The following is a 26,526-nucleotide window of genomic DNA, read 5'->3' as shown; positions in this document are numbered from 1 at the left end:
TTAATTTGTAGTAATCTAAATTTAAAGTAATAACAACACTGCTTCATAAAATACAAAATTTGAATATGGATCTTCGGGGTAAGGTGAAATTCCTGACCGGCGGTGATAGTCCGTTCCTTGAACGGCCTTCAGCCCGCGACTCGCAATCTGAAACTAGACTGCGACTGATCTGGTGTAAATCCAGAGCCGACGGTAAAGTCCGGATGGGAGAAGATCAAGGGTAAGCCTGCTGGTGGATGAGTTGTGTCCAGGCAAGCTTATTTGATCAGCCCCCGTATTGGTCGACGTTGTCGATGACGGGGGTATTCTACGTATAAGACTCCGTATTCAAGGTAAGGAGAACATCATGGAAAATGTATCTGTAGGAGTCAAAATCAAACCTTCGCAACCGCTGCAAGCGACCCGCTCTAAAAGTGGATTCTGGTTGGTCGTTCTGGGCGCTGCTCTTTGGGGGGCTGACCCGCTATTTCGCATCATCCTGCTTAAGTCACTCACATCCGCACAAATCGTGCTGCTGGAGCATATTATTATCGCGTTTATCGCCATTCCAGTTATGTGGAAAAATCGGCAGGAGCTGCGTGGCCTGGGCTGGAAGCAGGCTGGAGCCCTTCTCTTTATTTCGTGGGGGGGATCGGCCGTCGCTACCATTCTGTTCACGATGGGACTTGTTAACGGCAATCCAAATGCTGTTCTGTTGCTGCAGAAGCTCCAACCGCTGTTCGCTATTGTACTGGCAAGAATGCTTCTTAAGGAGCGGCTGCCGCGCCACTTCTCTTGGCTGATTATTCTGGCTCTGGCAGGCACTTATCTTCTCACCTTCGGCTTTACGCTGCCGATCGGGCATTGGAGCGAAATCGTTCATGTGGGCAGCTTGTTATCGCTTGGTGCTGCGGCTTTATGGGGCGGCTCTACGGTAATGGGGCGTCTCATGGTAGGTCAGATGAAATATGAGACAGTAACCTCGCTTCGTTTTTTACTGGCCCTGCCTCTGTTATTCGCGATTACCTGGAATGAAGGGGCGGCTTGGAATATTCCTACCGAGTCAGGTGCTTTTGCTGCCGTATCCTTGAATTTGCTCGGTCAAGCGCTACTGCCAGGCTTGCTTAGCTTGTTGGTTTATTATAAAGGTTTAACTACGACCAAAGCATCCGTAGCAACTCTTGCAGAGCTGAGCTTCCCGATGGTGGGCGTGCTTATTAACTGGATTGCCTTCCAGGAGATGATAACACTGGCACAGGCTTTCGGGTTTATGCTGATATGGATGACACTGTTCATTATTTCCCGGCAATCTCAGGAAACGCCTGAAGTGGCGCTTAAGCCTGTAAAAAATTAAGTGGTTCAACCATCATAAGTTCCGAATATAATATGGCAATAAAGTTAACAAGGTCAGCGGTTTTATCTTCCTTAGAGAAGAAGCTTGCTGGCCTTTTTTTGCGTTAGGATTCAGGGAATGAAATTTATATTAATAGTAAAAGTAAATGAGGCGATTGCGTTAACAGATGTTCTATATGTGGGGGGCGATAATGAGCATGGCGGAGGTAAATGACGTTCTTTTTTGTTATTGACAATTATTAGGGGGTTCGTTACTTTGTTATAGATATGTAAATTAATATAGGATCGAATTCAACGATGGATAAAGGAGGAGACGTACTTTGATAAATAGAGCGGCATGGGCGATTATCTTAACAGCTCTATTGGTGGTTGGCTTGCTTGCGGGTTGTGCAGCGAAACCGACTTCTATCATTGAAGGGAATTTTGCTGCAAATAAAACTGTAGGCTCTAGTGCAAACACAACGACCAACGGTGTAGCTAACGATGCAGCTAACGGTTTTGAGGGAAAAATTAAAGCGGAAACCGACACAGGCACAGACACTTCGACAAAGTCGAGTGAAAATTCGGAGTTGCCGGACGCCGGAGAACTCATTGATCGGATTATTGTGGCAGGAAAACAGCTGAAGAGCTTTTCGGTCGAAGAGGATTCATATCAGCGTATTATAAGTAATATTTCGAACACTCCCACGGAGCAAATCATTGATACGGTGGCAAGTAGCGAGGTCATCAAAGAGCCATTCCAGATGTACGCAAAGTCTAAAGCTAAGATGGGGACTGGGGACAAGGATACGGAAATGGATATGGATCTGGAGCAATATGTGACGGAAGATGCCATCTATATGAATTTTGGAAACTGGATGAAGATGAATGAAGAACTGAGCGGCAAAGCAATGCCAGCCATGAGGGAAGGGGGCAATCCTGAGCGGCAGCTGAAGCCTTATCAATCCGTCCTAGAAGCACTGGAAGTCCATGAAGAAGGAGAGCATTATGTCATCCGGGCCAAATTAGACAACAACCAGCTGCTGAAATTCGCCGACAGTTACCGGAATCAGACGAATGATCGCGGAGAGCTGTTAATGGAGAATAACTCCGAGGTAAGCTTCAGGAAAGCGAACATCGTGTTCACCGTTCACAAGGATACGTATTATCCTGTTGAAATCAGTTTATCTTTGGATATGGATAGGAATGTGTCTGGCAGCAAGGTCTCCATTGAAAGCGAGGCGAGGAGCAAGTTTTCTAACTATAACAAAATCAAACAAATTAAAGTGCCCCAGGAAGTATTGGAGCTTGAATAAACAGAAAGGGGCTGTCACTCTCTAGCTATCTCCTTAATGTAGTTTCTTAATTGCTCTTTTATTCAAATTACTACTTAATACCAACAACCCTATTTTATTCAATTTTTAATGATGTGCACTCTTGCATGTCCTTCTCGTTCCACGACGCTAGGTTAAGACGGATGACCTTGGAGATGACGCCGCCATGGTTGCGAAAAACAGAGATGACTTCTGCAACGCATCCAGAGAGGAATAGACAAAACCTGGTTCGACGCAAGGAAATCCTAAATTAGATGGTAGCTGGCGGGCGGTAGCCGTAACTTCGGTCCGAGAAGAGCATGGTTGCAGTTGCTGACCAATGAAAGAAGGCTCACCCCAGAGGAGGTTGTTGTCCCCGCTATTAGCCAATAGAAATTTGAATGAGATCAGGAGACGGAAAGGTGAGGAGTGATGGTCACCTGCTATGCTGATGAGATTGTGATGCTTGCTAGGAGAAGCGCAATTACTACTGGATTCCAAACACAAGTATTTGGATAGAAGCAAGGTGGTTGTCAGTGTCATTGCGTAGCAACACTTCAAATTCTCAAAAAGAACGGAAAAGGATTTCAACAAAACGCTTAAAACTCTTCCAGATTTAATCAGTTACATATTGATACACAGCCTATCTTTTTCATCTGTGCATTAAGCATTGTCGGCATTAAAGCCACGTTGCTCCGAAGGGGAACAGATTATTTATCAATTATAAAGTATAACAATCAGTGCTCACACGGTTGTTTCCTGACTACTGAACCAAGTGCGTATGCTTCGTGTTCTTTCTTTTTTTCTGAGATGCATATCGCTGGCGTCTATCCTCGAACTTCCGTTCGGCCAGTCCTATCTTAAATTAAATAATTATAGAAAAAAAGATACCATTTTACCCATAAATAGGTTACTGTAGTAAATAGAAGTATCAATGTTATATAAAATGTAAACAATTGTGAATTTTATCACTTAACTAGTCAGAAATTATATTATCTCCTAATTATTAAACATGATTAATGCTATTTACATCTTAATTTCTTTATTTACAAAACTATAGAATTTGTGATAACTAGATAATCTATAGATGAGTGCAGAGGATAGCTTGGATGTATGATATAAAGGAGGAATTTTGATGAGTAACTTAGTTAAGGTAACAGAAAATCACAATGAAATTCATAAGTTTAAGGAGCTATTTGTTAGTTTGAAGAACGGGTTTAGATTTTCTAGACTAGGTAAACCATTCAGAACTTTAAATTGTAATTACTTTCTTGATTCCGGCACTGGAAAAGTATTTATGATCAATGAAAACACCTATCGTGTATTAGAATGTTTATGGAATACTGATGAATTTGAATGTTTGTTTGAGTTAGTGATGTCTTCTGAAGAATTGTTAAAAAGCTTAAAAGAAATACAGGAAGCTGTGAAAAATGAGAATATATTACAGATGCCGCCAGTTGAGAAGATGTATAGCTTTGATGGTGAAGTTTTTTACGATAAGGATTCTCCCAATGTTCAAACCGAACATATTACATTAGAGATGACAGAACGTTGTAACTTAAGGTGCAAATATTGCATTTATCATGAAGGGGAGGCTGGATTCCGTTCATTTGGATATAGAGATATTGATTTGGATACATGTAAAAAAGCTGTGGATATATTATCGGAGTCAACGAAAGAAGAAGTTTATATTACCTTTTACGGCGGGGAACCTTTACTACGATTTGATATCATGAGGGAAACAATAGAGTATAGCAAAAAAAAGCTTCATAATAAAAAAGTGTTTTATAATATGACAACAAATGCAACGCTGATCACTGAGGAAATAGCTAAATATTGGGCATCTTTGGAGCATCATTCTACATTAGTTAGTTTAGATGGACCGGAATGGATACATGATAAAAATAGAGTCTACTCTACTGGGACAGGATCTTTTATATCGGTTATGCGGGGGATAAAGAGATTGGTGGAAGCTGAGGGTGTTAAATCTGCGGCCAATATTAGTTATAACATCGTCTTATCCGATGCAAGAGTAGAAACGTTGGATGAAATACAACATTTTTTTAGGAATTCGGGATATATACCAGCTGGGGCAAGAATCTCTGCCTCCTATATTAATACCCCTCCTAAAAAGTTGAGTTACTTAGGAGTTGGTACAGAGGAAGACAGACGATTATGTGAGTCAATAATGGAGGGGTTCGATCCATTAACAAACTGGAGTCGAGGAAAATTAAACTCTGGTGAGAGTGATAATAATTCACTAATATCAAAAGATTCATATGATAAAGCTTTAGCTAGAATACACAATAGAATGCTTTTAGGCGAGCCTACTCAAGCATTTGCGATGAATGGTTGTTGTATACCTGGGGGACGGAGATTATATATAACGGTAGATGGCGACCTTGCAATTTGCGAAAAGATAGGACCATCACCTTTTATCGGGACAGTAAATGAAGGCATCGACTATGAGAAAATTAATAAACATTACATTATTGATTTTATGAATGAAGCAACGAAATATTGTAATGATTGTTGGGCTGTTAACATGTGTAGTTTATGTTACATTCAGTGTTACGATCGTGATGGTATTGATATGTCTTTTCGGCATGAATTGTGCGTAATAAACAGGGTTCATACTGAGCAGGCACTGGTATTATATCATGAAATGTTGGAAAAAAATCCGGAGTCCTTGGCTCATCTAAACGAAATTACTTATGAATAAGGCATTTAGTTTGGAGGGGATGGCTTGAATAACTCAGTAGAAACAGCAAAGAAATTGAATGAAGTTCTTAGGTTTAAAGATCTATTTATTAATTTGAAGAAAGATCTTAGATTTTCCCGACTTGGGAAGCCTTTTAAGACTTCAGAAAATAACTACTTTCTTGACTCTGGTACTGGAAAAGTGCTCATGGTAAATGAAAACACCTATCGTATATTAGATTGTTTATGGAATACCGATGAATTTGAACGATTACTACAATTAGGGATGCCTTATGAGCACTTGTTGAATGGCTTACAAGAGATAGAGGAAGCAGTAATCAATGAGAACATACTACAAATGCCACCAATTAAGAAGATGTTAAGTCATCGTGATGCCCCGAGTAATCAGACTAAAATAATTTCACTAGAGATAACAGAACGTTGTAATTTAAGGTGTGACTATTGCATTTATCATGAAGGGGAAAGTGGATTCCGCACGTTTGGAACTAAAGATATTGATTTGGATACTGCGAAGAAGGCAGTAGATATATTGTCAAGATCAATCCAAGAAGATGTTTATATCACTTTTTGTGGCGGGGAACCTTTACTTCGTTTTGATATTATGAGGGAAACAATAGAGTATAGCAAAAAAAAGCTTAGCAACAAAAAAGTGTTTTATAATATGACGACGAATGCAACGCTGATTACTGAGGAAATAGCTGAATATTGGGCGTCTTTGGAGCATCATGCTACATTAATTAGCCTAGATGGGCCGGAATGGATACATAATCAAAATAGGGTCTTTTGTAATGGGAACGGCTCATTCCAAATGGTCATGAGAGGTTTGAAAAGGTTAGTGAAAGCTGAGGGTGAAAAAGCTGCAGATAACATTAACTATAACATAGTTTTAACGGATACAAGTGTAGAGACGTTGGAAAAAATACAACAGTTCTTTAGGAATTCTGAGCATATACCGACTGGATCTAGCATATCAACATCCTATCAACTTAATCCTCCTGAAAAAACTAGTTACTTAGGAGTTGGTACAGAGGGAGATAGAAAAGTAAGTGAGAAGATAAGACAGAGAATAGATCCTTTAATAAAATGGAGTGTGCATAATTTATACTCTGGAATCAATGATTTTGACAAAGAAAAACTCATATCAAAAAATTATTTGGATAAAGCTTTAGCTAGTATACACAATAGAATGCTCTTAAACGAACCTAATCAACAATTCTCTATGAATGGATGCTGTACGCCGGGAGTGGGGAGAATATATATTACAGTAAACGGTGAGCTCGCATTATGTGAACGTATGGGTCCATCACCTTTTATCGGGACAGTAAATGAAGGCTTAAATTATGAAAAGATTAATAAGCACTATATTACTGACTATATGGAAGAAGCAATAGAATATTGTAATGACTGTTGGGCTGTTAATATGTGTAGTCTATGTTACAAGCAATGCTATGATCGTGATGGTATTAATATGTCATACAGACACAAACAATGTTTGGAGCACAGAGTCAAAGTTGAGCAAAGATTGGCATTATATCATGAGATATTAGAGAAGAATCCCGAGTCGTTAGCGCATTTAAATGAAATATATTAGGGCAAGACATTAACTAGGTATTAAGGGAAGTGAACTTCCTTTAATATAGCCGAACTTACGTGGATTAATTATCAGTATAGTGACATGCGGATGTGCGAAGCTACCACGTAAAATCGGTATGATTACTATAATTCAGGTAGAGGAGAATGATGTATGAAGATTGTTAATCCATTTGGAAAAACAGAAAATGTTTTCACGCCGATGTCGGGTTGTACCTGCAGTTCAGGCAGTGCTGAAGCTAAAAGTTCTTTTCTTTGCCTTGGAAGCTGCGGTTGCCAATGTGACTGCAAAGGGTCGTCGTCAACTGCAGACAACAAAAGCGCTAATTCCTCTAGTGGAAGTAGTAAGAGCTTTTGGTAAAATTATAACCAAAGGCTGCATGGTAATTTGATTTTAACTTTCCCGTAAAGTTGAAGGTGTGGTAAATTAGCTTACCTTTTTAATCAATTTTCGCACATTCGCATGTGACCGTATTTCAGAGCTTTATGGGAAAGTTGGATTATGGTTCCGAAAAAGGGGGAATAAGTTTGGGTAAGTTCAATTTCATATCTTTGCTACTTATAGGTTCACTTATAATTGGATTGGCAGGTTGTACAAGCTTGCCGACGGGGAATACTTCAAAGTTAAAGGTGATGAGTCGCGATAAAAAAGAATTTAATACTCTTTACGGTGATATGTTCCATACCCAGAACGATTCAATTAAGATTCAGCTTGTTGAACCGAAAAATATTGAGCTTGAAAAGAATGATTCAAATTATGTGCAAGCTCTTCAACAGTCTATAGAAGAAAAACAACTGGATGTCCTTCAACTGAGTACTTATGATTACAATCGTTTATCGGAAGCAGGGTTCTTGTTAGATCTTGAATCGTTAGTGGTGCGGGATTATTACAATATCGACACGATTTATCCTTCAATTACCAGATTTCTGCGGGATCAAGGGGATGGAAGGCTCTATGGTTTTGCGCCCACATTTCAACGCCAAGTCATCTATTATAATATTGATTTGTTTGATCAATATGGAATTGAGCCACCACGTGACGGGATGAATTGGCAAGAATTGATAGATTTAGCAAGGCTATTTCCAAGCGATGGAGATGAGCAATCTAGGATATATGGCGGATTTACGTGTTTTGGACTAAACAAAGAAAATCCTCTAAGAGAGTTAGGTTTGATGATCGGTTTATCTACGGGATTAAGAGCAATTAACCTTGATACGATGCAAGTTACAATGGATACTGAAGGCTGGAAGCAAGCGTATCAACAAGCTCAAGAAGCATTATCTACGAATGCCATCAATGTGAGAGGATATAATTCGGACGAAGATTTTGATGCACAGCAACTGTTTGCTAAGGGGCAGCAAGCGATGTTGATCGCTCATGAACCAAGCTGGGCATATAGTGTGCTTGATTATATAAAAAGTGGTAAATCTGAGGTTAAACCATTTCGAGTAGGGATGGTGGTTGGTCCAACGGACGCGTCAAACCGAGAAATAACAAGAGATCTGAACTTGAGTAATGATTATATATATGCGATTCGTGCCAATTCCTCCAATGTAGATGCTGCTTGGGAATTATTGAAGTTTATGCAAGGTAATGAGGTAGCAAGCAAATTGGCGAAAAGACCTGATCATGGAATACCTTCACGCATGGGTCAAACAAGCGATTATTATGGGATTAACCTAGATGGATTCTACCACTTAACCTCAGTGCAGCAGGGGGGATACGTTGATGATCCTAAAGAGATTATTCCGGATGAATTCTATGAAAAATATGAGGAGATTACGTATCGTGAATTGAATCAAGTAGAGAAGTCTCGAAAATCGTTTGATGAAGCACTACAGACGATTCAACGAGATGCGCAAGTTGCCTTAGATGAAGCAATGCTTGCCAGGAAAGTTCACCAAGAAAATGGGCGGGAAGAGCCTGATCATGGAATGGTAACAGATATGACAATCAATTGGGATAATTTCAGGAAAGTACCATTTAAATGACTATGCTGTATGTTGAGCAGAGATAGGAGTCGATGATGAACAAGACATGGTTTCAAGTAATCACGATGTTTGTAATTAGTTGCCTGGTTGCGGTAGGTTGCTCTAGTAGATTTCAGGAGCCTATTGAACCAAAGGAAAATAAAGAGACAACCACGCTTAAGGTCGTCTATCAGAATTCGGAATTATTCCACCGGCTTTATGGAGATTGGTTCACAGCGCTTAATAATCATATCCGATTGGAAGTGATCGAACATGCAGACATTTACAGGGATATGGGGGACAAGACAAAGGAAGAGGTATATGCACAGTTTATTCGTGAGGAACAGCCAGATATTTTTATATTGAGTGCTCATGAGTTTGAGAATCATATTAATGATGGGATTCTTTCTGAACTTGATTCGCTAACTACTAGAGATGGCTATGATCTGGAAGGATTCGTTCCAGGCCTCGTTAATCAACTTAGGGAAATAGGCGATGGTAGATTGTATGGTCTTGCCCCAACGTTCACAAGCAGTGCTATATTTTTTAATAAAGATCTGTTTAAGAAATATAGTGTAGAGTTCCCATATGATGGAATGAGTTGGTACGACATTATTGATCTCACCCGTCGTTTTCCTACTGAAGGGGATAAACAGACACGAATTTATGGATATACCGGTGGAGATGTGTATGAAGCCCCCATGGATCTAGTTACACTGATTGACAAAATGAGCCGGGCTGAAGGGTTATCGATCGTGAATACCAATACGATGCAGGTGACCATTGATACAGATGCATGGAAGAAAGTGATTCAGACCGCTATCGATGCAGATCAATCGGGAGCTATCTTTAATTCTATGGATGAATTATTCATTAATGGAACGAATGAGGAGTTTTATGACAGTCAACGATTTCTCATGGGGCGTTCTGCTATGCATATTGGCTCTGTAATGTCGCTAGCGCTTATTGATCATTATAGGCAGGAAATAAAAGATGTGATACCTTTTGAACTGGGTATTATAGCTGGCCCTGTCGATCCCCTTGATCGTACATCGTCTTATGCTATGACTCCAGGTGATATATTCGCTATTAATAATTCATCTGCCCATCAAGATACGGCATGGGAATTTATTAAGTATGTGTGTGGTGAAGATTACGCCCTTGCTAGTTCTCAAGCTAATGAATTGTTGTTAGCTCAGCAACTGTTATTAAGTAGAACAGGATATATGACTGAATATAAAGGAACCAGCATAGAGCCATTCTATCAATTAAGATTAAAATTGTTAAGACGTAGTGACGATTGGTACAAGTTACCTGATCAGTTCTTCAATGATTTTTCTAGCATATTAAGTCGAGAACTAGAACTTGTGCAAAAAGAACAAAAAAACCTTGATGAAGCATTAGCTATAGTAAGATCAGAAGCACAAGCGATGCTTGATCAAGTTGTAAAAGAAAACTATATTAATGGAGCCAGCTGATAAAAAGTTAGTTTTACTCAAACTAGCCGAAAACTTTAGCTGGTACGATCAAGTTCTAAATTATTGTAATTTCCCTCAGCTAGATTCTGTTACATAATTCGAGTTACTTGACAGCGACATTTGGCTTACTTTTTTACGCCAATCGAGATACCCAGTCATTTTATGCAGCTCATTTTTTCATCGCTCCATGAAGACACGTTGTTTGAGTCGATTGAAGAACTCCATCTGACACGATAATGCTTAGCAACAAGCTTAGCACTTCACGTTATCTATTTTTTCACATTAATCCAAATCGTTAAGGCCACAATTGCGAACACTTCAATCTTCCCACATTTACACAAAACTTCTCTGTCGTCTGATACAAAGTGCTTGTTCACTGTGTTGATAATGCATGAAAAATTCTGACGAAAATTTATCGTCGCGAACATGAGGAACACTATAGTGTATCGTTCCAATACGCAATGCAGTTGGTGATGATAAGAATCATTATGATAACCTTAGTGTTCTTCTGACTGTTCGATCTGCCTCACTTATTCCGTCACCTTGCTTAAATAACTTGGTTCCGAGGGGATTGGTTATACCAGAATCATGTTGATATTCTAGAAAAAGCTACTTAATTTACACATTTTTACGGATTAATTTGCTGATACTGTGTAAGATGGAGGGAAGTAGCACAATGAAAGACTATGAAAAAGATTTTGTGCTATTTTTTAGAACTATAAAAAAGTTAAATATGCCTAAAAAATCAATATTATTAATATTATTCATCATGATAATGTCAAATGTTTTATCATTAACATTCCCTCTATTCTTTGGAAACATAATTAATGGTATAGTAAGTAAATCATTTTATACAATAAAAATGAATTTATTTTATATGTTTTTATGTTTTGTAGTTTCTGCTGTTCTAGAATACAAAAATCAAAAAATGATTATTAAGCTTAGTTATTCTGTCGAACTCAATATCAAAGAAGAGTTGTTTAGCTCAATTTTAGAAAAGTCTTATTCTAGGGTCAGTAAAATTGATAAGGGGAGATTAGTTAATAACATCGAAAGTGATTCGACAATTTTCTCTTCAATTCTTTTTGATAATATGAATCTAGTAGTTCAGACGCTTAGTATGCTGTTTTCTTTAATATTTATGGTATATATAAGTCCATTACTAACACTTGTAACCATAGTGACATTTCCTATTACATTTATGATATATATATATTCCGGAAGATTAATCAAATCAAAAGAGATTGAGTATACAAAAATGCATGATTCTTTTATGTCTTTCTTATATGAGTCCTTATCAGGATTGAAATCAATAAAAATATTTAAGGCTGAAAACAAGTGGAATGAAATGTTTAAAAAGAATGTTATGGATATTAATGAAAAGAATATTGAGAAGTTTAATGTTCAATTAGTAACCCAAGTTCTCATTAGTGCTGTATCGTTTTTGATAAACAATTTGAATATAATTTTAGCAATATTTCTGATATTTAACGGAAGACTTAGTTTGGGAATGATGACAGCATTTAATGAATATTCAGATAGATTTAAAGGTGTCTTATTACTATTGTCAAGTCTTAACTCTAAGATACAACAAGTATCTGTTTCGTTACGTAGGGTAAGTGAGATAGTAGAATCTGAAAATGAAAGTGTAGGAAATATTGAGTTTGTCAATAATGTAGTAAGAAATGACAAGATTGAAAAAATAGAAATTAAAAATCTAGCTTACACTACACAAAGTAACATAGAAGTTTTTAAAGATATGAATATAAATTTCTATAAAAACAATATATATCTTATTAAAGGTTCAAGTGGCTCGGGAAAAACATCTTTATTAAATATATTATCAAACTTAGTTGATGATTATAGTGGGGAAATATTAATTAATGGCATAGAATTGAAATGTTATAGTGAAGAAAACCTAAGAAATAAAGTAAGCTATGTCACACAAGACCACTATGTATTTTCAATTTCTATAAAAGAAAATATATCGTTATACAGAGATGTACCCTTGGAAACTATAGAAAATGTATGCAAACGTTTAAATCTACATGAATTAATCATAAGTTTACCAAATCAATACGATACTGTGATTAATGAAGAGGGTTTAAACTTTTCTGGGGGACAAATACAGCGGATATGCTTTGCGAGAGCAATTGTAAGTAATCCCGATGTTTATTTATTTGATGAAATTACTTCAGCTATTGATCAAAAGAATATTGAAGAGGTATTAAGGGTGATTGAAGAGATTTCAGAAAATACTATTGTTTTATTGGCTACTCATGAAAATTTAAAGTTTAATGTTCCGGTTATTGAATGTTGTGTAATGAACAAAAGAATAGAAGCTAACGAAATCGAGTTACATTTACTACAGCCTCGTTTAAACTAACAGGGCCTGAATGGAAACAATGCGCTGCTCCCGTCATATTCAGATTAAACGGTGTCTGTAGTGGAGAATGACTTTTTGTAAAATAGAGCCCAGTAGGCTCCAACTGAATGTACTCAGGAAACCTATGAAACCTAGGAATATGGAGAAAAGTCCCAACAAAAATCCCCGGTACCGCTTCCTGCTAACGCAGGCTGAACCGGGGATTTGACGTTCTTAACACCATTACTCGCCAACCATGGCATTGTTCAAATATGTTCAATAGAAGTTGAATACTGGTACTTTAGTTCATCTGCTCACACTTCCTCGTACAATCGCCGCAAAAACTCAACGCTACCCGCCAGGTCAGGCTCGGTTGTACTCTCCAAAATCCCCTGAAGATGAGGCCGTTCATATTTCATATATCGGAGAATCGGCTCGAACTTGAGCCAGCCCTTGCCTACGGGTGTCATCTGGATTTTTCCGTCCTTTACGATGAAATCCTTCAAATGGATAATAGCTATGCGATTCCCAAGAAGCTCGAATGCTTCAGCGACGACTTCATCCTGCCGCAAATAGTTGTCAGGCGACATCAGGTTCGCGCAGTCAAGAATGATCTGCAGGTTATTCGAAGGAATTGCATCCAGCAAGCGCCGGGCCAATGGTGCAGTATGGAGCGGATGATTGATTCCCGCTTCGATTCCAACCGTGACACCAAAGCGTTCGGCTTCAGCAACCATCTCGCTCACCGCAGGGATGACTCTCTGGAAGGCTTCCTCGGTGAAGTTGTCGGTCGTGTAGCCTTTGCCGACGCTACCCGTCTCTGTCCCTACGAGGCTGGCGCCAAAATCTCTCGCCAAACGGAGATTGGTTTTGAAATCAGCCAGAGCCTGAGCTTCCTCCACCGGGCTGGGTGCGACAATATTGACATAGCAGCCAAGCACGGCAATTTGAATGCCTGCCCGCCGAAAGGCATTTCCGTAGTAGGTTGCTGTACCTGGGCTTAACGCGGAGAGGCTCGGAGCGCTTTCCGGGAAAGATTTTTTGATGGCAAATTGGATATGTGAGAACTCATATTGCTGCAGCTTCTGAATAAGATCTTCCAATGGAACTTGCCCGAAATCATGGGCGCGAACCCCGAGATGAAATGGAACCGTCATATGATCTCTCCTTTTAAATGCTGCTTTAGAGCAGATAGTTCAGCGGAATGCTGGAGGGCTAGTACTACAAGCTTGGCGATCTGCCGTGCTCCTTCGTCTGAGAAATGAGTGTCGTCGGTGATACCGGCCGGGTAATTCGGATGGGCCTTCTCTGGCAAATGCATGAATAGTCGCTTTGATTTGTCGGCACCGAATGATTGGTAAAGCTGCTGCGAGGCTGTAAAAATATCAAGCAGCGGTGTGCGCGTCTCGGCGGCGACCTCCCTCATCGCTGCAGGATATTCCCCTACCGCAAGAGGATCAAGCGAGCTGTCTTCCAGGAAACGACGGCGGCTCACCGAAGTTAGCAGCACGGGATATCCGCCGCGCTCGCGGGCAGAATCAATGAAGCGCTTCAAGTTCTGGCGATACTCCTGCTTGGGAGCGGCATAGCGGTTCGGATTTTCCACTTTTCCGTCATTGTGTCCGAACTGGATGAACAGATAGTCGCCTATGCGAAAATCCTGTTCAATGGCAGTCAGCCGTCCTTCTGCAAGGAATGATTTCGTGCTGCGTCCATTAATCGCTCGGTTGTCTACGTGGATAGATGACTGAAAATAATCCTGCAAATATTCGCCCCAGCCTGTCATCGGTTTCTCAGCGGCTCCTTTAAGTGCTGCTGTGGAATCCCCGGCAATAAACAAATTATGGCTCATTGACATCAAGATCCCTTCTTTACGTAGTGATGTTGGGTTAGCCAACTTTCGGCGAGCGTTAGCCACTGCCTGACGTGTGCGTGGTCGTCAGAGAGGCCGAGCCCGTGACGTCCCTCTTCGAACACATGCAGTTCAAATGGGATTTTGTTACGGGATAGGGCGGCTGCAAATAGCAGACTATTCTCTACAGGCACTACGGAATCATCGGCGGTCGTCCAAATAAAGGTCGGCGGAGTATCGGCAGTAACCTGTTGATCAGATGACCAGGCATCCACCACTTTCGTATCAGGATTGGCTCCTAGAAAATGATCGCGGCTTCCTTTATGATTATGGGGTGAATGCAGTGAGATGACAGGATAGAGAAAGAGGAGGGAGGTTTCCGCAGGAAACCTTCCTTCCTCTTTCGTCAGCTGCTCGTTGTTCTCACAAACTAGTAACATGAGCGCTGTCTCCCTTACTGGCCAGTACTAAAGCCAAAGTAGTTTGCTGCATTGTTATAGGAAATGTCTTCGACCAGTTTCCCGAGCAGCATAGCGTCATTCGGAGCTTCACCGCGCTCTACCCATTCGCCGATCAATTCGCACAAGACGCGGCGGAAATACTCGTGGCGCGTATACGAGAGGAAGCTTCGCGAATCCGTAAGCATTCCAACGAAGTTGGCCAGTACGCTGTTGTCAGCAAACATCGTCAGTTGATGGCGCATTCCGCTCCGAGTATCGTTATACCACCAGCCTGATCCCAACTGCAGCTTGCCTGGGGTATCTTTCTGATAGCAGCCCATCAGAGCCAGGATGGCGGGGTAGTCGTTCGGATTCAAGGAATACAGGATCGTCTTTGGCAATCCCTGGGTGCTTTCCGCGCGATCCAGCAATTGTGAGAGCGATTCTGTTAGCGACAGGTCGTTAATCCCGTCATAACCGGTATCTGGCCCTAGCTTGTTGAACATTGGCGTATTGTTGTTTCTGTAGGCGTGAATGTGAAGCTGCATCGTCCAATCCATCTCATGATACATACCGATCAATGCGGATAGTAGCTCCGTACGGTAAATCGTTACTTCTTCCTGCGAAAGATCGTCCCCAGCCAGTCTTTTAGCAAAAATCCGTTCTACTGCACTTGCCTCCCCGGCTTGGTAACGAAGCATATCAAGGGCATGATCCGACAGGCGGCAGCCATGCTCATGGAAGAACAGCACTCGATTCTTCAGCGCAGCTACAAGCTCCGCATACGAGGTTACCGAACTGCCAGCGGCCTGCTGTAATCGTCCAATCCAATCCTTAAAGCTAGGAGCGTCAATGTTAAGCGCCTTGTCTGGGCGGAATGTCGGAAACACTTGAAAGTCTTGTTCTTCTTTAAGCAGTGCCTGATGATATTCTAGGGAGTCGACGGGATCGTCAGTCGTACAAATGATCTTTACCTTGGATTTTTTGATGAGGCTGCGGCGTCGGAATTCCGGAGAAGCTAGCTTTTCGTTCGCTTTTTCCCATATACGCGGTGCAGACTCTTCATTCAACAGCTCATCGATGCCAAAGAAACGGCGAAGCTCTAAGTGAGTCCAACTGAACAGCGGGTTGCCGATCGTTTTAGGCACCGTTCTTGCCCAGGCCAGAAATTTGTCGTAGTCGGATGCATCGCCTGTGATGTGGGATTCCGGTACGCCGTTTGCACGCATCAAACGCCATTTGTAGTGATCCCCATACAACCACGCTTCGGTAATATTTTTAAAATTTTTATTTTCGTAGATTTCCTTTGGATCGAGGTGGCAATGATAATCGATGATGGGCATATTGTCGGCATAATCATGGAACAGCGACTCGGCCATATCCGTCGTTAACAGAAAGTTGTCGTTTAGAAACATACCGTTTGGCTCCTTTATGGTTATTCGAGATATCCTATAAGTCCATTTTTACAGCGTAACTCCGGTCTTGAAAATAGCCAGCTCGCGAACTTCATTTTGCTCATTGCGAGTTTGCTGGCCGCTCGCTACAGAAATTACATAATCAATGAATTCCTCAAGAACCTGATCCATCGGCGTATCGAGTAGAGGGCCGGCATTGAAATCCATCCAATGCTTTTTGTTGTTATATATATCATTGTTTGTTGCAATCTTAACTGTTGGTACGAAGCTGCCGAACGGTGTTCCACGGCCTGTCGTAAACAGAACTAAATGGCAGTCGGAAGCGGCGAGAGCCGAGGAGGCGACTAGGTCATTGCCCGGTGCTTGTAGAAGGCTAAGCCCTTTTTTGCGCAGCTTCTCACCGTACTGCAATACATCGACGACCGCAGCGGTTCCGGCCTTTTGGGTACAGCCAAGCGATTTATCCTCCAGTGTGCTGATGCCGCCAGCTTTGTTGCCCGGGGAAGGATTCTCATAGACCGATTCCCCGTGAGATAGGAAGTACTGCTTGAAGTCGTTGATCAAGTGTACGATATCCTCGAATACCTTTTCGTTTTCCGCACGGGCCATAAGCATTTTCTCCGCGCCGAACATTTCGGGAACTTCCGTTAGTACGGAGGTTCCACCCTGGGAGATTAAGAAGTCAGAGAAGGCTCCCAACAGCGGGTTCGCGGTAATTCCAGAGAAACCGTCGGATCCCCCGCATTTCAGGCCTACGTTCAGCTCGCTGATCGGAATGGGTTCCCGTCGATCATTTTGTGCTGCGACATAGAGCTCTTCCAGCAAGGCCAATCCAGCTTCGACTTCGTTTCCGACTTCCTGCGCCACGAGAAACTTCACGCGCTCTTCGTCGTGGTCGCCCAGCATGCTGCGGAATTCAGCAACGATATTGTTCTCACAGCCTAAGCCGAAGACAAGTACGCCACCGGCGTTCGGATGATTGACTGCATCCATCAGAATACTGCGCGTCATGCGGTGATCGTCCCCGAGCTGTGAACAGCCGTAGGGATGCTTCAGCACGGTAATATTATCAAAGCTACCAAGATCAGGATGGATCGCTTTGAATTCTTTAATCATGAGCTCGGCGACTCCATTGACGCATCCTACCGTAGGAACGATGAAAAGATCGTTCCGGATGCCGACTTTTCCGTTTTTGCGGCGATAACCTTGGAAGGTCAGATCGCGCTTAGGGTATGTTACCGGGTGGAGGTCGGGAACATATTCATATTTCTCTTCGCCCTCCAGGTTCGTCGCCAAATTATGTGTATGCACCCATCCACCGCGCTGAATGGCGGAGGTGGCGTGTCCAATAGGGTAGCCGTACTTGGTTACTACGTCGTTAGGCTCGAAATGGATTAAGGCAATTTTATGGCCTTGGGGAATATCCTCGAGCGCTTTTAGAACCTGATTGTCGAAATTCAGCTCTTCCCCTGCGTTAATCGGCCTTAAGGCTACGGCTACAGTATCGCGGGGATTCATCTTCGTTAATCTTTGCATACTCATCATCTCTCCTAAATCAATTGTTGTAGAGCAGCGCGGCTGCCAGATGCCTCTAGCTGATGTAAATAACCTTCGATGGCTTGCACAAGATTCGGAACATGGGTCAAATCTTCGCCCCATAAGCTCGCATCCTTCAGAATCACTCCCACGAACTCGTCTGGACGGCTCCAGGCCTCATCAAATACAGTAATGACTTCTGCGCCGTCCTGGCGCTCGATTTTGTCCCCGCGATAGCTGAGCAGTAGAGCAGCAAAGGCAAGGGTAGTAAGCTTAGGGAGAACTCCCTTTTCCCGCTGGTAACGAAGCAAAACAGGCAATAATCTCGTTTTGAATTTAGAAATACTGTTTAAAGAAATCGAAGTCAGTTCATGACGGATAAACGGATTTTTAAAGCGTTCCTGGACAGCTTCCGCATAGGATTGCAATTCTTCTCTAGGCAGATCGAGCATAGGAATTAACTCTTCTTCGATCAATTTCTTTACGAATACGGAGTAAGTAGCATCGTTCATGACGTCTTCAACGGTTTCTAATCCAGCTAGCAGGGCTAGAGGCACCATCGCGGTATGCGGACCATTCAACAGATGAACCTTGCGCTCCCGGTAAGGTGTCATATCCTCCGTGACAACGACGTTCAATCCCGCTTTGGCGAGCGGCAGACGATCAGACAGGGATGCGGGCCCTTCAATGACCCAGAAGAGGAAAGGCTCTGCCGTAACCATCAAATTATCCTGATAGCCCAGTTCCTCTGCCAGAGCTTGTGCTTTGTCGCGCGGGTAGCCCGGCACGATGCGGTCAACCAAGCTGCAGCAGAAGGTATTCTCTTGCTCCAGCCACTGAACGAAAGCTTCACCGAGCAGCCAATCATTCGCGTATTGCAGCACGACTTCTTTCAGTTTCTCGCCGTTGCGGTCGATCAGTTCGCAAGGGATGATGGTGAATCCCTTTTTGCCTAACTGAAAACGTCTGTGGAGGAGCGCCGTCAATTTACCAGGGAAGCTCTTTGGCGGAGCGTCGGCAAGCCGGTCTTCAGGACGATAGGCGATCCCGGCTTCCGTAGTGTTGGATGTGATGAATTCTAGCTCATCGTTTTCGGCTAATGCGAGATAGCCTTCGTAATCGGAATAAGGATTAATGACACGGCTCACGCTGGTAATAATCTCATGGTCATTTACGGTTTGCTGCTGCATAATGCCGTTTAACAGTACGGTATAAAGGTAATCCTGCTTGGCTAACATGTCGCCGAGGCCTTGCTCGATCGGCTGCACCAGGACAGCGCTACCCTGGAACAGTCCTTTATTATTCATTTGCTGCAGCTGCCAATCCACGAATGCGCGCATAAAGTTGCCTTCGCCGAACTGAATCATTTTTTCGGGGTAGACGGGTAAGTCAGGAAAAGTTGCTCTGGAAAGTTGTTGTTGTGTCATAATGAATCGCAGTCTCCTTTTTTGTGATTAACGTCATAATGCACACGTTAACAATTTTATTTAAAAAAAGAGAAATCTCTTTTTTTTAAATAGATATGTGTTACCTCACGCCGCTAGAATGAATGATAAGTTTAAATTTTGGCTACGGTTTGACGAACCATTAAGGTCGTCTTGACGAATAATTGCTCTGGCTTGCGATCTGGATGCTGCATCAGTTCGATCAGTTTTTGGGTTCCAAGCTCGCTAATATCTGAAATGGGTCTGCGAACGGTCGTTAATGCAGGATTCGTATAGCGGGCAAAGACGATATCATCGAATCCGATAAGGGACAACTTATCAGGGATAGTCACAGACTCAGCAAAACAAGCATTCATCGCACCGATGGCCATATCATCGTTGCCGCAAAACACGAGAGTAGGCGGTTCAGGCAAAGCTAGCAATTGAGACATCGCCGTATAGCCGCTCTCGATGCTGTAATCACCGGTAACGAAATAATCCGATATCAGCGGCAGTCCATGTCCCAGCATGCTGTCCAGGAAGCCTTGTTTACGCTCGGTGGAGGATTTGAAGCCCGTCTTGCCTTCAATCATGGCAAGTTTGCGGTGACCTTGAGAAATCGCATGATCAATAGCTTCTTTAACCCCTTCGCGATCATTCGCAATGACGTTCATAATACTTGGGTCTTCCAATTGACGATTCAGAACGACCAAAGGAATCCCCATCTTTTTCACGTGATAAATAAAAGCATTGTCTGCATCGCTTTGGCTCATCACCAGAATGCCGTCAAATCGTTGGGGGATGATATTATCCAGATTGTGAATGCTGTCAATCCCATTTACGGATAGGTTGTAGTTTTCATCGAGCACATGGTTTATTCCTTTGATGACCTCCACGAGAAAACTGGCTGAGGTTCCTTGGTCGATGCTGGAGAAGAATAAGCCGATCGTATAGGACTTCTTCATCACCAGGCTCTTGGCGTTGTAATTCGGTACATAATTGAGTTCCGCGGCGATTCTCTCAATGCGATCCCGAGTCTCCTTCTTGATCAGCGGGTTGCCGTTGAGCGCCCGGGAAACCGTTGTATGGGATACGCCAGCGACTTTTGCAATATCTTTAATCGTTATCATAGAACCTCACTATTTAGAAACTTAGTAATTGTTAACGATTTCATTGTATATCCTTATACCAGATAAATCAAGCATTTTATGGAATGCACACGTGAAAAATACGTCTACATTGTTTCGTCGAATCCTGAACTCGGCTTTTTGGACACGGTATGGCATTCGCGATATTGGCCTGGTGTCATTCCTTCTTGCTTACGGAATGATCTGATAAAGTTCTGTGAATTGTTATATCTTAGCTTGGCGGCAATATCCTTGACCGGCATATCTGTCTCTTCCAGCCATCTTTTTGCCATTTTGAACCGATACATCGTCAAATATTCACTAAAGTTATATTGTGTTTCTTTACGGAAAATGCTGCTGATATAGTTGGCGTTGTAATGAAGTCTTGAAGCGCACTCTTCCAACGTAAGATCCGTATCGTAATAGTTCTGCACCAGGTCGATAATCTTTTCGGAAATATTGTGATATTGGGCATTTTGCCTGCTGTTAAATATTTTGATCATCGGGTGGATGACGACGCTCCAGAACCAATCCTCGATCTCTGTAACCGTATGCAGATCAAGCATCTCTTCAAACAAAGAGCCGTTCGCATGATAAATCTGGTTTAGGCTAATTCCTGACTCCTGCATCATAATTAGCAAATTATTTAGCAAACGGGTCAAGGGAATCTGATATTCCTGCGGAGTAAGCTCCAGCGCAAAGATAGACTTGAACAATTGGTGAACAAGCTCTTTCGCTTTATCGGTTTCGGCCAGCTTAATCGCGTCCATCAAATCATTTTCCTTATGCGTCGGATAGTTTAAATTCAAATAATGTTTACCCGAGTTAATGTTCTCATACTGAATAATTACGCCTTTGCCGAGCTTGATCCGATGCTTCAATGCTTCGAGGCTTTCCCGATAGGCGGTTGATATTCTATGCACGGATTGGAAGGACAGGCTAAGACCGATGCTGACCTGCAGCTTCAAGTAATTGTTGATTTCCTGTTGAAGATTTTCCGTTAGCGAATAGAGCGTTTTGTGAAAAGACACCTCATCCGCATCCGTACTGCCGATCAGTGTAACGACCGTTTGATCAATTATGACCGGGGCAAGCCGCTGCTCAGGGGAGACCAGCTCCTCAATCATATTATGGGCGGCAAATAATAACAGGTTCAGATCCTTCTTCTCATAGTCAGAATCGTCGCAGAAATCAATAGACAGCGTCAGTACAGCCATCGTTCGCCACTCTTCGACTTGAGTGAGATAACCAAATTGCTCAAGCTCCTCGATGAACTCTCTTTTTTTGAGGTGCCCATTGAACGCCTTGATCAGAAAAAAAGTACGCACCTGTTGAATATGCTGGCGGACTTCCTTCTCAAGCTGGGATTTCGATTGGAAGAGATGCTGGACATGCTCGCCAATTAGTTGAAATTCATTGGAATGCTTGGATTTGATATCTGCTTTACGTTGTCCCATCTGGTTGAGCAATCTTTCAATCGGCGAGTACATGCGGCGCGAACCGATCCATGCTGTCAAAATGGACAGCAGCAGCATAAGTAAACAGACGTATAATGTGTATGTACCAATTTTATTCGATTCCTTGGTCATGCTCTCGATGGATGTCACCGATAAATAAACCCAGCCGTTCATTGGCGATTTCAAATAGGTAACCGCATAATCCTTTTTATCGATGAGCGTCTTGAATTGTCCTGAAGGTGTGGGAGAATCAGAAATTGTCGAAGCATCAGAGAATCCGCTTTCATAAACTGGCTTGCCAATCATCGAACTATCCGGATGAAGCAGGATTCGGTGATGCTCATCAAGAATCATAATGCTGTCGAAAGGCTCTATTTCCGAATTGATGAAATCGTTTAGGCTGCAAGCCGGTATGTTCGCCATGGCCAGTCCGTACTTATGCAGCTTGGAAGTAGGAAGCCTCTTGATCAGGCTTATGCTGTAATCGCAATCGGTGACGTTCGAGCTCTCCTCACTATAGAACCAGGCGGAGGGGGTTAGTACCCAGGATGTATTATCCGAAGTGTTGATCAAATTCGTAAGCTGCTCATAATTTTTATATTGATCCAGGCGATATAATCCGGAATTTTTGATCATCCAGTTCTTTCTCTGGTTTAACAAAACGACGTCCTCCAGCTTCGTATCAAAAGATTGCATGTTGCGGATTTCGTTTCTTAAATCGTTATACAAAATGAAATCGCTCTCATTTAACGGATTGTCCAGTGCTCTTTTTAATACACTTGAGTTGACAACTTGGTTTAAAGTTTGATTGACTGTTGTTAATTTATGCTCTACATTGGAGTTGATTTGCAGGATAAGCTCCATTTTACTTTTGTTCACATTTTTTTGGATTTCATTGGAAGATGTCAAATATGAGAATGAACCGATAAACACGACGGGAAGCGTACCAATCACAAAGGCGAAAATAGTCAGTTTACTCAAGAAACTTAATGGTCTCACAGAACTCAGCACCTCTGCTTGTGTAGAAGTAATCAGCGTAACCGCATGTGGATGAATAATAACAATAATCATCTCATAACGCAATAATCATTTTCTCTAATTATGGCTATGAGCTATCAAATATTCAAGTAATAGGATGTATTGTATAATTGTGTACGTTAAGCGTAAAGAGACAGATCTTACATTACTTGTAGGGGGAACTGAAATGCCTAGATTGTCTTCAAAAAGAACCGCGCTACACTACGTTCATCTGCTCATACCGATTTTCTTTGTTCTATTAATCGGGTGCGGCGATGTACAGTCTGCTCGAACGGATTCCAGCAATAAGAGTCCCTATGTATCCATATTGGCACCGCTTCATTTTCCTCAGCAGCCCTCGAAGGAGGTTATTGCCGAGCTGGAGAGATTGACAGGAGTGGAGCTTGATATACGCTGGGTTCCCGAAGGAGTCTATACAGATAAAATGAATACGGCGCTCACGACGAACTCATTGGCAAAGGTGACCTTCGTGAAATTCACCGATTACAGCGTGGTTAAGAATGCCATTAAATCCGGTGACTTTTGGGAGATAGAGCCTTATCTTGCAGAATTCCCCAACCTAAGCCAGCTGAGTCCTTCCATTCTCCGGCAGACGGCGGTGGAGGGCAAAATTTACGGCTTATATACCGAGCGACCTTCCTCAAGGCAGGGGATTATCATCCGCAAGGATTGGCTGGATAACCTTGGTTTGGAGGAGCCACGTACTTTGGAGGATTTATATGACGTATTGAAGCAATTTACCTATAACGACCCTGATCAGAATGGAAAGCAGGACACGATTGGTCTTGTAGACCGCAATGATCTGGTGTACGGCGTATTTAAGACGCTGAGCTCCTATTTTGGTACCCCGAACAATTGGGAACTGGCAGGAGATCAACTCATTCCCGAGTTCGAGACGGAAGAATACATGAACACGATGAATTTTATGAAGAAATTATATGACGAGAAATTGATCAACCAGGATTTTGCTTTGACGAGCAAGGAACTGCAGCGTGATAGTTTTATTCGCGGATCGGCAGGTGTATATATTGGAAGTATGACGGATGTCCAGCGATTGTCTATTGAAACACAGGCATTGCATCCCAAGGCTGAGCTGGCTCTAATTAATCGGATTCATGGCCCAAAGGGTTATAAGGTATGGTCTATCCCAAATTATAATGGGTTGTATCTCTTCTCCAAAAAAGCCATTGCAACGGAAGAGGAATTAAAAGAAGTGCTCGCCTTCTTTGACCGAACGATGGATAAAGATGTCGCTAACCTGATGATGTATGGCGTTGAGGGAAGACACTATGAAATTGTGGGCGGGAAGGTCATTCTTCCTGAAGAAACCTCCAGGCTGCGCGTCGATGAAGTGAATCCTTTGTATTCTCTTATGATTGCCAATATGAGTAATACCAACATTCTGGAGGTTGTTCAGAAGGAAGAATTGACCGCTGCCGCGGAACGCCTCAGTGAAGACAATGAATCCTTCCTCGTAGTTGATCCGACCGTGTATTTAAGCTCTGATACGTTTGATGAGAAGAATGCCGAGCTGTCGCAGATTATCACGGATGCGACGTACAACTATATTTTAGGAAAAATAACTGTTGAAGGATTTAAGAATGAGACCTTGAAATGGCGGCAAAATGGCGGAGATCTCATCATTCAAGAGTACGAAGAAGCCCTGTTACGTGAGCGATTACGCAATAATTAACAAATGATCATGTGAGACCACGGTGCTCTATGCACTGTGGTTTTTTATGTTTTCATCGCCGTTACGGTGATAATCATTTATTCAGAATTCGTTGGTATACCAGCGTTTATGAACAAATGATTGTATTCGTAACCGCATCCAGGCTGTACTGTTGAAAGTGTAAGAACAATAAGTCCAATGGAGGTCAAAATGGTTATGAAGAAAAAATCCTTCTCCATCATGTTGGCTGTATTGCTGACACTAAGCGTAATGTTGACGGCCTGCTCAGGCGGCAACGACAAAGCAGCACCAGCTACAGGGGGCGATGCGGCGAAAGGGGCCGAATCGGATGCGCCTATGGAAATTAAAATCATGCTTCCGCTTAACACTTCAGAGACACCGCCAGACACCATTAAAAAAGAGTTAGAAAAATTGACGAACACCAAATTAACGTACCAATTTTTCCCGGCAGATACGTATGAAGAGAAGTTGAATTCTTCCTTTGCAACGAGCTCACTGCCGCAAGTGACTTATTTGAAGAACCAGACAACATTTATTCAAATGAAAGATGCAATTAAAGACGGGCAATTCTGGGAGATTGGGCCTTATCTCAACGAATTTCCGAACCTGAGCAAGCTGAAGCCGGAAATCCTTAATAATACGAAAGTAGACGGCAAGCTCTACTCGCTGTACATCGGTAGACCGCTGGCGCGTCAAGGAATTATTTATCGTAAGGACTGGGCCGATAAATTGAATTTATCTGCTCCAGCAAATGTTGATGAATTGTTCGAAATGGCTAAAGCGTTTACAGAGCAAGATCCCGACGGCAACAATGTAAAGGATACGACAGGGGTCGTGGATCGGAACGAATTGACCTATGGCGCATTCAAAACCATATCCTCGTGGTTCGGAACACCGAACGGCTGGGGAGAGAAGGACGGGCAATTGCAGCCGGAGTTTACGTTCCAGGAGTATATCGATACGATGGATTTCTTTAAGAAGCTTCGTGATAACGGTTATATGAACCAGGACTTCGCGGCAACCAGTAAAACCGATGCCGTCAAAATGTTCACAAGCGGCAAAGCAGGACTGTATATCGGTGGCTCCATGCAGGATATCGATTCTTTGAACAAAGACCTTATCAAAAACGTCCCGGATGCTGTTCTGGATACGCATAGTATGGTTGCCGGACCGGATGGAAAATTTGCGCAATGGATGATTCCTGGATATAACAACGTTGTCCTGTTCCCTAAAGGGGCTGTCAAAGACGAGGCAGAATTGAAGAAAATCCTCGCCTTCTTTGACAAAATGATGACGCCAGAGGTTTCCAACCTTATGTTCTGGGGAATCGAAGGTGTGCATTACACGGTTGAAGACGGTAAAGCGAAGCCAACCGATGATAAAGAATTGATCGAACGAGAAGTAAAAGGCTACAAGGATAGCGTGATCGGCGAAGCCGAAACTAACGGCATGTACGAACCTTATAATGTGCTTCCAGGCCGAATCCGTGCTGAAGAATTGCTCTTGGAGAACGTGAAGGTAGGGGTTCCAGATCCAACGGCACCGCTTGATTCCGCTACGTTTACGGAGAAGGGTGTTGAGCTTCAACAAATTATAACTGATGCGACTTACAAGTATATGTATGGTCAAATTGATAAAGCCGGCTTTGAGAAAGAAGTAGAGAACTGGAAGAAGCGCGGCGGAGATAAAATCATCGAAGAATATAACGCTGCATACAAGAAGTAAGGATCTGGCTTGAGGCAAAGGGATAGAGGATTAGAAAGGTTGTTGATGTTGATAGACTCAACAGCCTCTT

At 42.4% G+C, this 26,526-nt stretch carries 18 protein-coding genes and 1 riboswitch; of the genes, 10 read left to right on the top strand and 8 right to left on the bottom strand.

Annotated elements, in window-relative coordinates; genetic code table 11:
• Positions 1-65: 65 nt before the first annotated feature.
• Positions 66-219, top strand: a riboswitch (FMN riboswitch).
• A 127-nt stretch (positions 220-346) separates the two neighbouring features.
• The 8 genes from EIM92_RS21470 (at position 347) to EIM92_RS21435 (ending at position 12,770) form a co-directional block, all read left to right on the top strand.
• Complete coding sequence (locus EIM92_RS21470) at positions 347-1,333, top strand: DMT family transporter (RefSeq protein WP_125084583.1); 987 nt, start codon at positions 347-349, stop codon at positions 1,331-1,333.
• 319 nt (positions 1,334-1,652) lie between these two features.
• On the top strand, positions 1,653-2,627 hold the full coding sequence (locus EIM92_RS21465; protein WP_125084582.1) for a DUF6612 family protein: 975 nt from the start codon (positions 1,653-1,655) through the stop codon (positions 2,625-2,627).
• A gap of 1,132 nt (positions 2,628-3,759) precedes the next feature.
• The gene (locus tag EIM92_RS21460; protein ID WP_125084581.1) at positions 3,760-5,346 is read left to right on the top strand and encodes a radical SAM protein; all 1,587 of its coding nucleotides are present in this window, start codon (positions 3,760-3,762) and stop codon (positions 5,344-5,346) included.
• Positions 5,347-5,370: 24 nt separating this feature from the next.
• On the top strand, positions 5,371-6,936 hold the full coding sequence (locus EIM92_RS21455) for a radical SAM protein (protein WP_125084580.1): 1,566 nt from the start codon (positions 5,371-5,373) through the stop codon (positions 6,934-6,936).
• A gap of 172 nt (positions 6,937-7,108) precedes the next feature.
• Complete coding sequence (locus EIM92_RS21450; RefSeq protein WP_125084579.1) at positions 7,109-7,327, top strand: hypothetical protein; 219 nt, start codon at positions 7,109-7,111, stop codon at positions 7,325-7,327.
• 136 nt (positions 7,328-7,463) lie between these two features.
• The gene (locus EIM92_RS21445; RefSeq protein ID WP_164515172.1) at positions 7,464-8,927 is read left to right on the top strand and encodes an ABC transporter substrate-binding protein; all 1,464 of its coding nucleotides are present in this window, start codon (positions 7,464-7,466) and stop codon (positions 8,925-8,927) included.
• A 32-nt stretch (positions 8,928-8,959) separates the two neighbouring features.
• Positions 8,960-10,384 carry an ABC transporter substrate-binding protein gene (locus EIM92_RS21440; RefSeq protein WP_125084577.1) on the top strand — a complete coding sequence of 475 codons (1,425 nt, stop codon included), beginning with the start codon at positions 8,960-8,962 and terminating at the stop codon, positions 10,382-10,384.
• Positions 10,385-11,060: 676 nt separating this feature from the next.
• Positions 11,061-12,770 (top strand): ABC transporter ATP-binding protein, encoded by a 1,710-nt coding sequence (locus EIM92_RS21435; protein ID WP_164515171.1) that lies wholly within the window; start codon positions 11,061-11,063, stop codon positions 12,768-12,770.
• Between the two features lie 293 nt (positions 12,771-13,063).
• On the opposite strand, the gene EIM92_RS21425 is transcribed toward EIM92_RS21435, so the two are convergent.
• The 8 genes from EIM92_RS21425 to EIM92_RS21395 all read right to left on the bottom strand — a co-directional run bounded on the left by EIM92_RS21425 (position 13,064) and on the right by EIM92_RS21395 (position 22,999).
• A complete protein-coding gene (locus EIM92_RS21425) occupies positions 13,064-13,906 on the bottom strand; it encodes a sugar phosphate isomerase/epimerase family protein (protein ID WP_125084575.1) in 843 nt (280 codons plus the stop codon).
• On the bottom strand, positions 13,903-14,607 hold the full coding sequence (locus tag EIM92_RS24385) for a rhamnogalacturonan acetylesterase (protein WP_246021103.1): 705 nt from the start codon (positions 14,605-14,607) through the stop codon (positions 13,903-13,905). Before EIM92_RS24385 ends, EIM92_RS21425 begins: the two co-directional genes overlap by 4 nt.
• Positions 14,607-15,041 (bottom strand): prolyl oligopeptidase family serine peptidase, encoded by a 435-nt coding sequence (locus EIM92_RS24380; RefSeq protein ID WP_246021101.1) that lies wholly within the window; start codon positions 15,039-15,041, stop codon positions 14,607-14,609. Before EIM92_RS24380 ends, EIM92_RS24385 begins: the two co-directional genes overlap by 1 nt.
• Before the next feature lie 14 nt (positions 15,042-15,055).
• On the bottom strand, positions 15,056-16,456 hold the full coding sequence (gene uxaC, locus EIM92_RS21415) for a glucuronate isomerase (RefSeq protein ID WP_125084574.1): 1,401 nt from the start codon (positions 16,454-16,456) through the stop codon (positions 15,056-15,058).
• Positions 16,457-16,504: 48 nt separating this feature from the next.
• On the bottom strand, positions 16,505-17,992 hold the full coding sequence (locus EIM92_RS21410; protein WP_125084573.1) for a UxaA family hydrolase: 1,488 nt from the start codon (positions 17,990-17,992) through the stop codon (positions 16,505-16,507).
• A gap of 14 nt (positions 17,993-18,006) precedes the next feature.
• Positions 18,007-19,419 (bottom strand): tagaturonate reductase, encoded by a 1,413-nt coding sequence (locus tag EIM92_RS21405; protein ID WP_125084572.1) that lies wholly within the window; start codon positions 19,417-19,419, stop codon positions 18,007-18,009.
• A gap of 131 nt (positions 19,420-19,550) precedes the next feature.
• The gene (locus tag EIM92_RS21400) at positions 19,551-20,546 is read right to left on the bottom strand and encodes a LacI family DNA-binding transcriptional regulator (protein ID WP_125084571.1); all 996 of its coding nucleotides are present in this window, start codon (positions 20,544-20,546) and stop codon (positions 19,551-19,553) included.
• A gap of 104 nt (positions 20,547-20,650) precedes the next feature.
• Complete coding sequence (locus EIM92_RS21395; RefSeq protein WP_125085309.1) at positions 20,651-22,999, bottom strand: AraC family transcriptional regulator; 2,349 nt, start codon at positions 22,997-22,999, stop codon at positions 20,651-20,653.
• Between the two features lie 205 nt (positions 23,000-23,204).
• Between EIM92_RS21395 and EIM92_RS21390 the strand changes: the two genes are divergently transcribed.
• Positions 23,205-24,731, top strand: coding sequence for an extracellular solute-binding protein (locus EIM92_RS21390; protein WP_125084570.1), 1,527 nt, complete (start codon positions 23,205-23,207; stop codon positions 24,729-24,731).
• Between the two features lie 195 nt (positions 24,732-24,926).
• Positions 24,927-26,456, top strand: coding sequence for an extracellular solute-binding protein (locus tag EIM92_RS21385; RefSeq protein WP_125084569.1), 1,530 nt, complete (start codon positions 24,927-24,929; stop codon positions 26,454-26,456).
• Positions 26,457-26,526 lie beyond the last annotated feature (70 nt).

The organism is Paenibacillus lentus, from assembly GCF_003931855.1.
Classification (GTDB): domain Bacteria; phylum Bacillota; class Bacilli; order Paenibacillales; family Paenibacillaceae; genus Fontibacillus; species Fontibacillus lentus.
The sequence above is the reverse complement of the archived record's forward strand: the minus strand, read 5'-3'. Positions and strand labels throughout refer to the sequence as shown.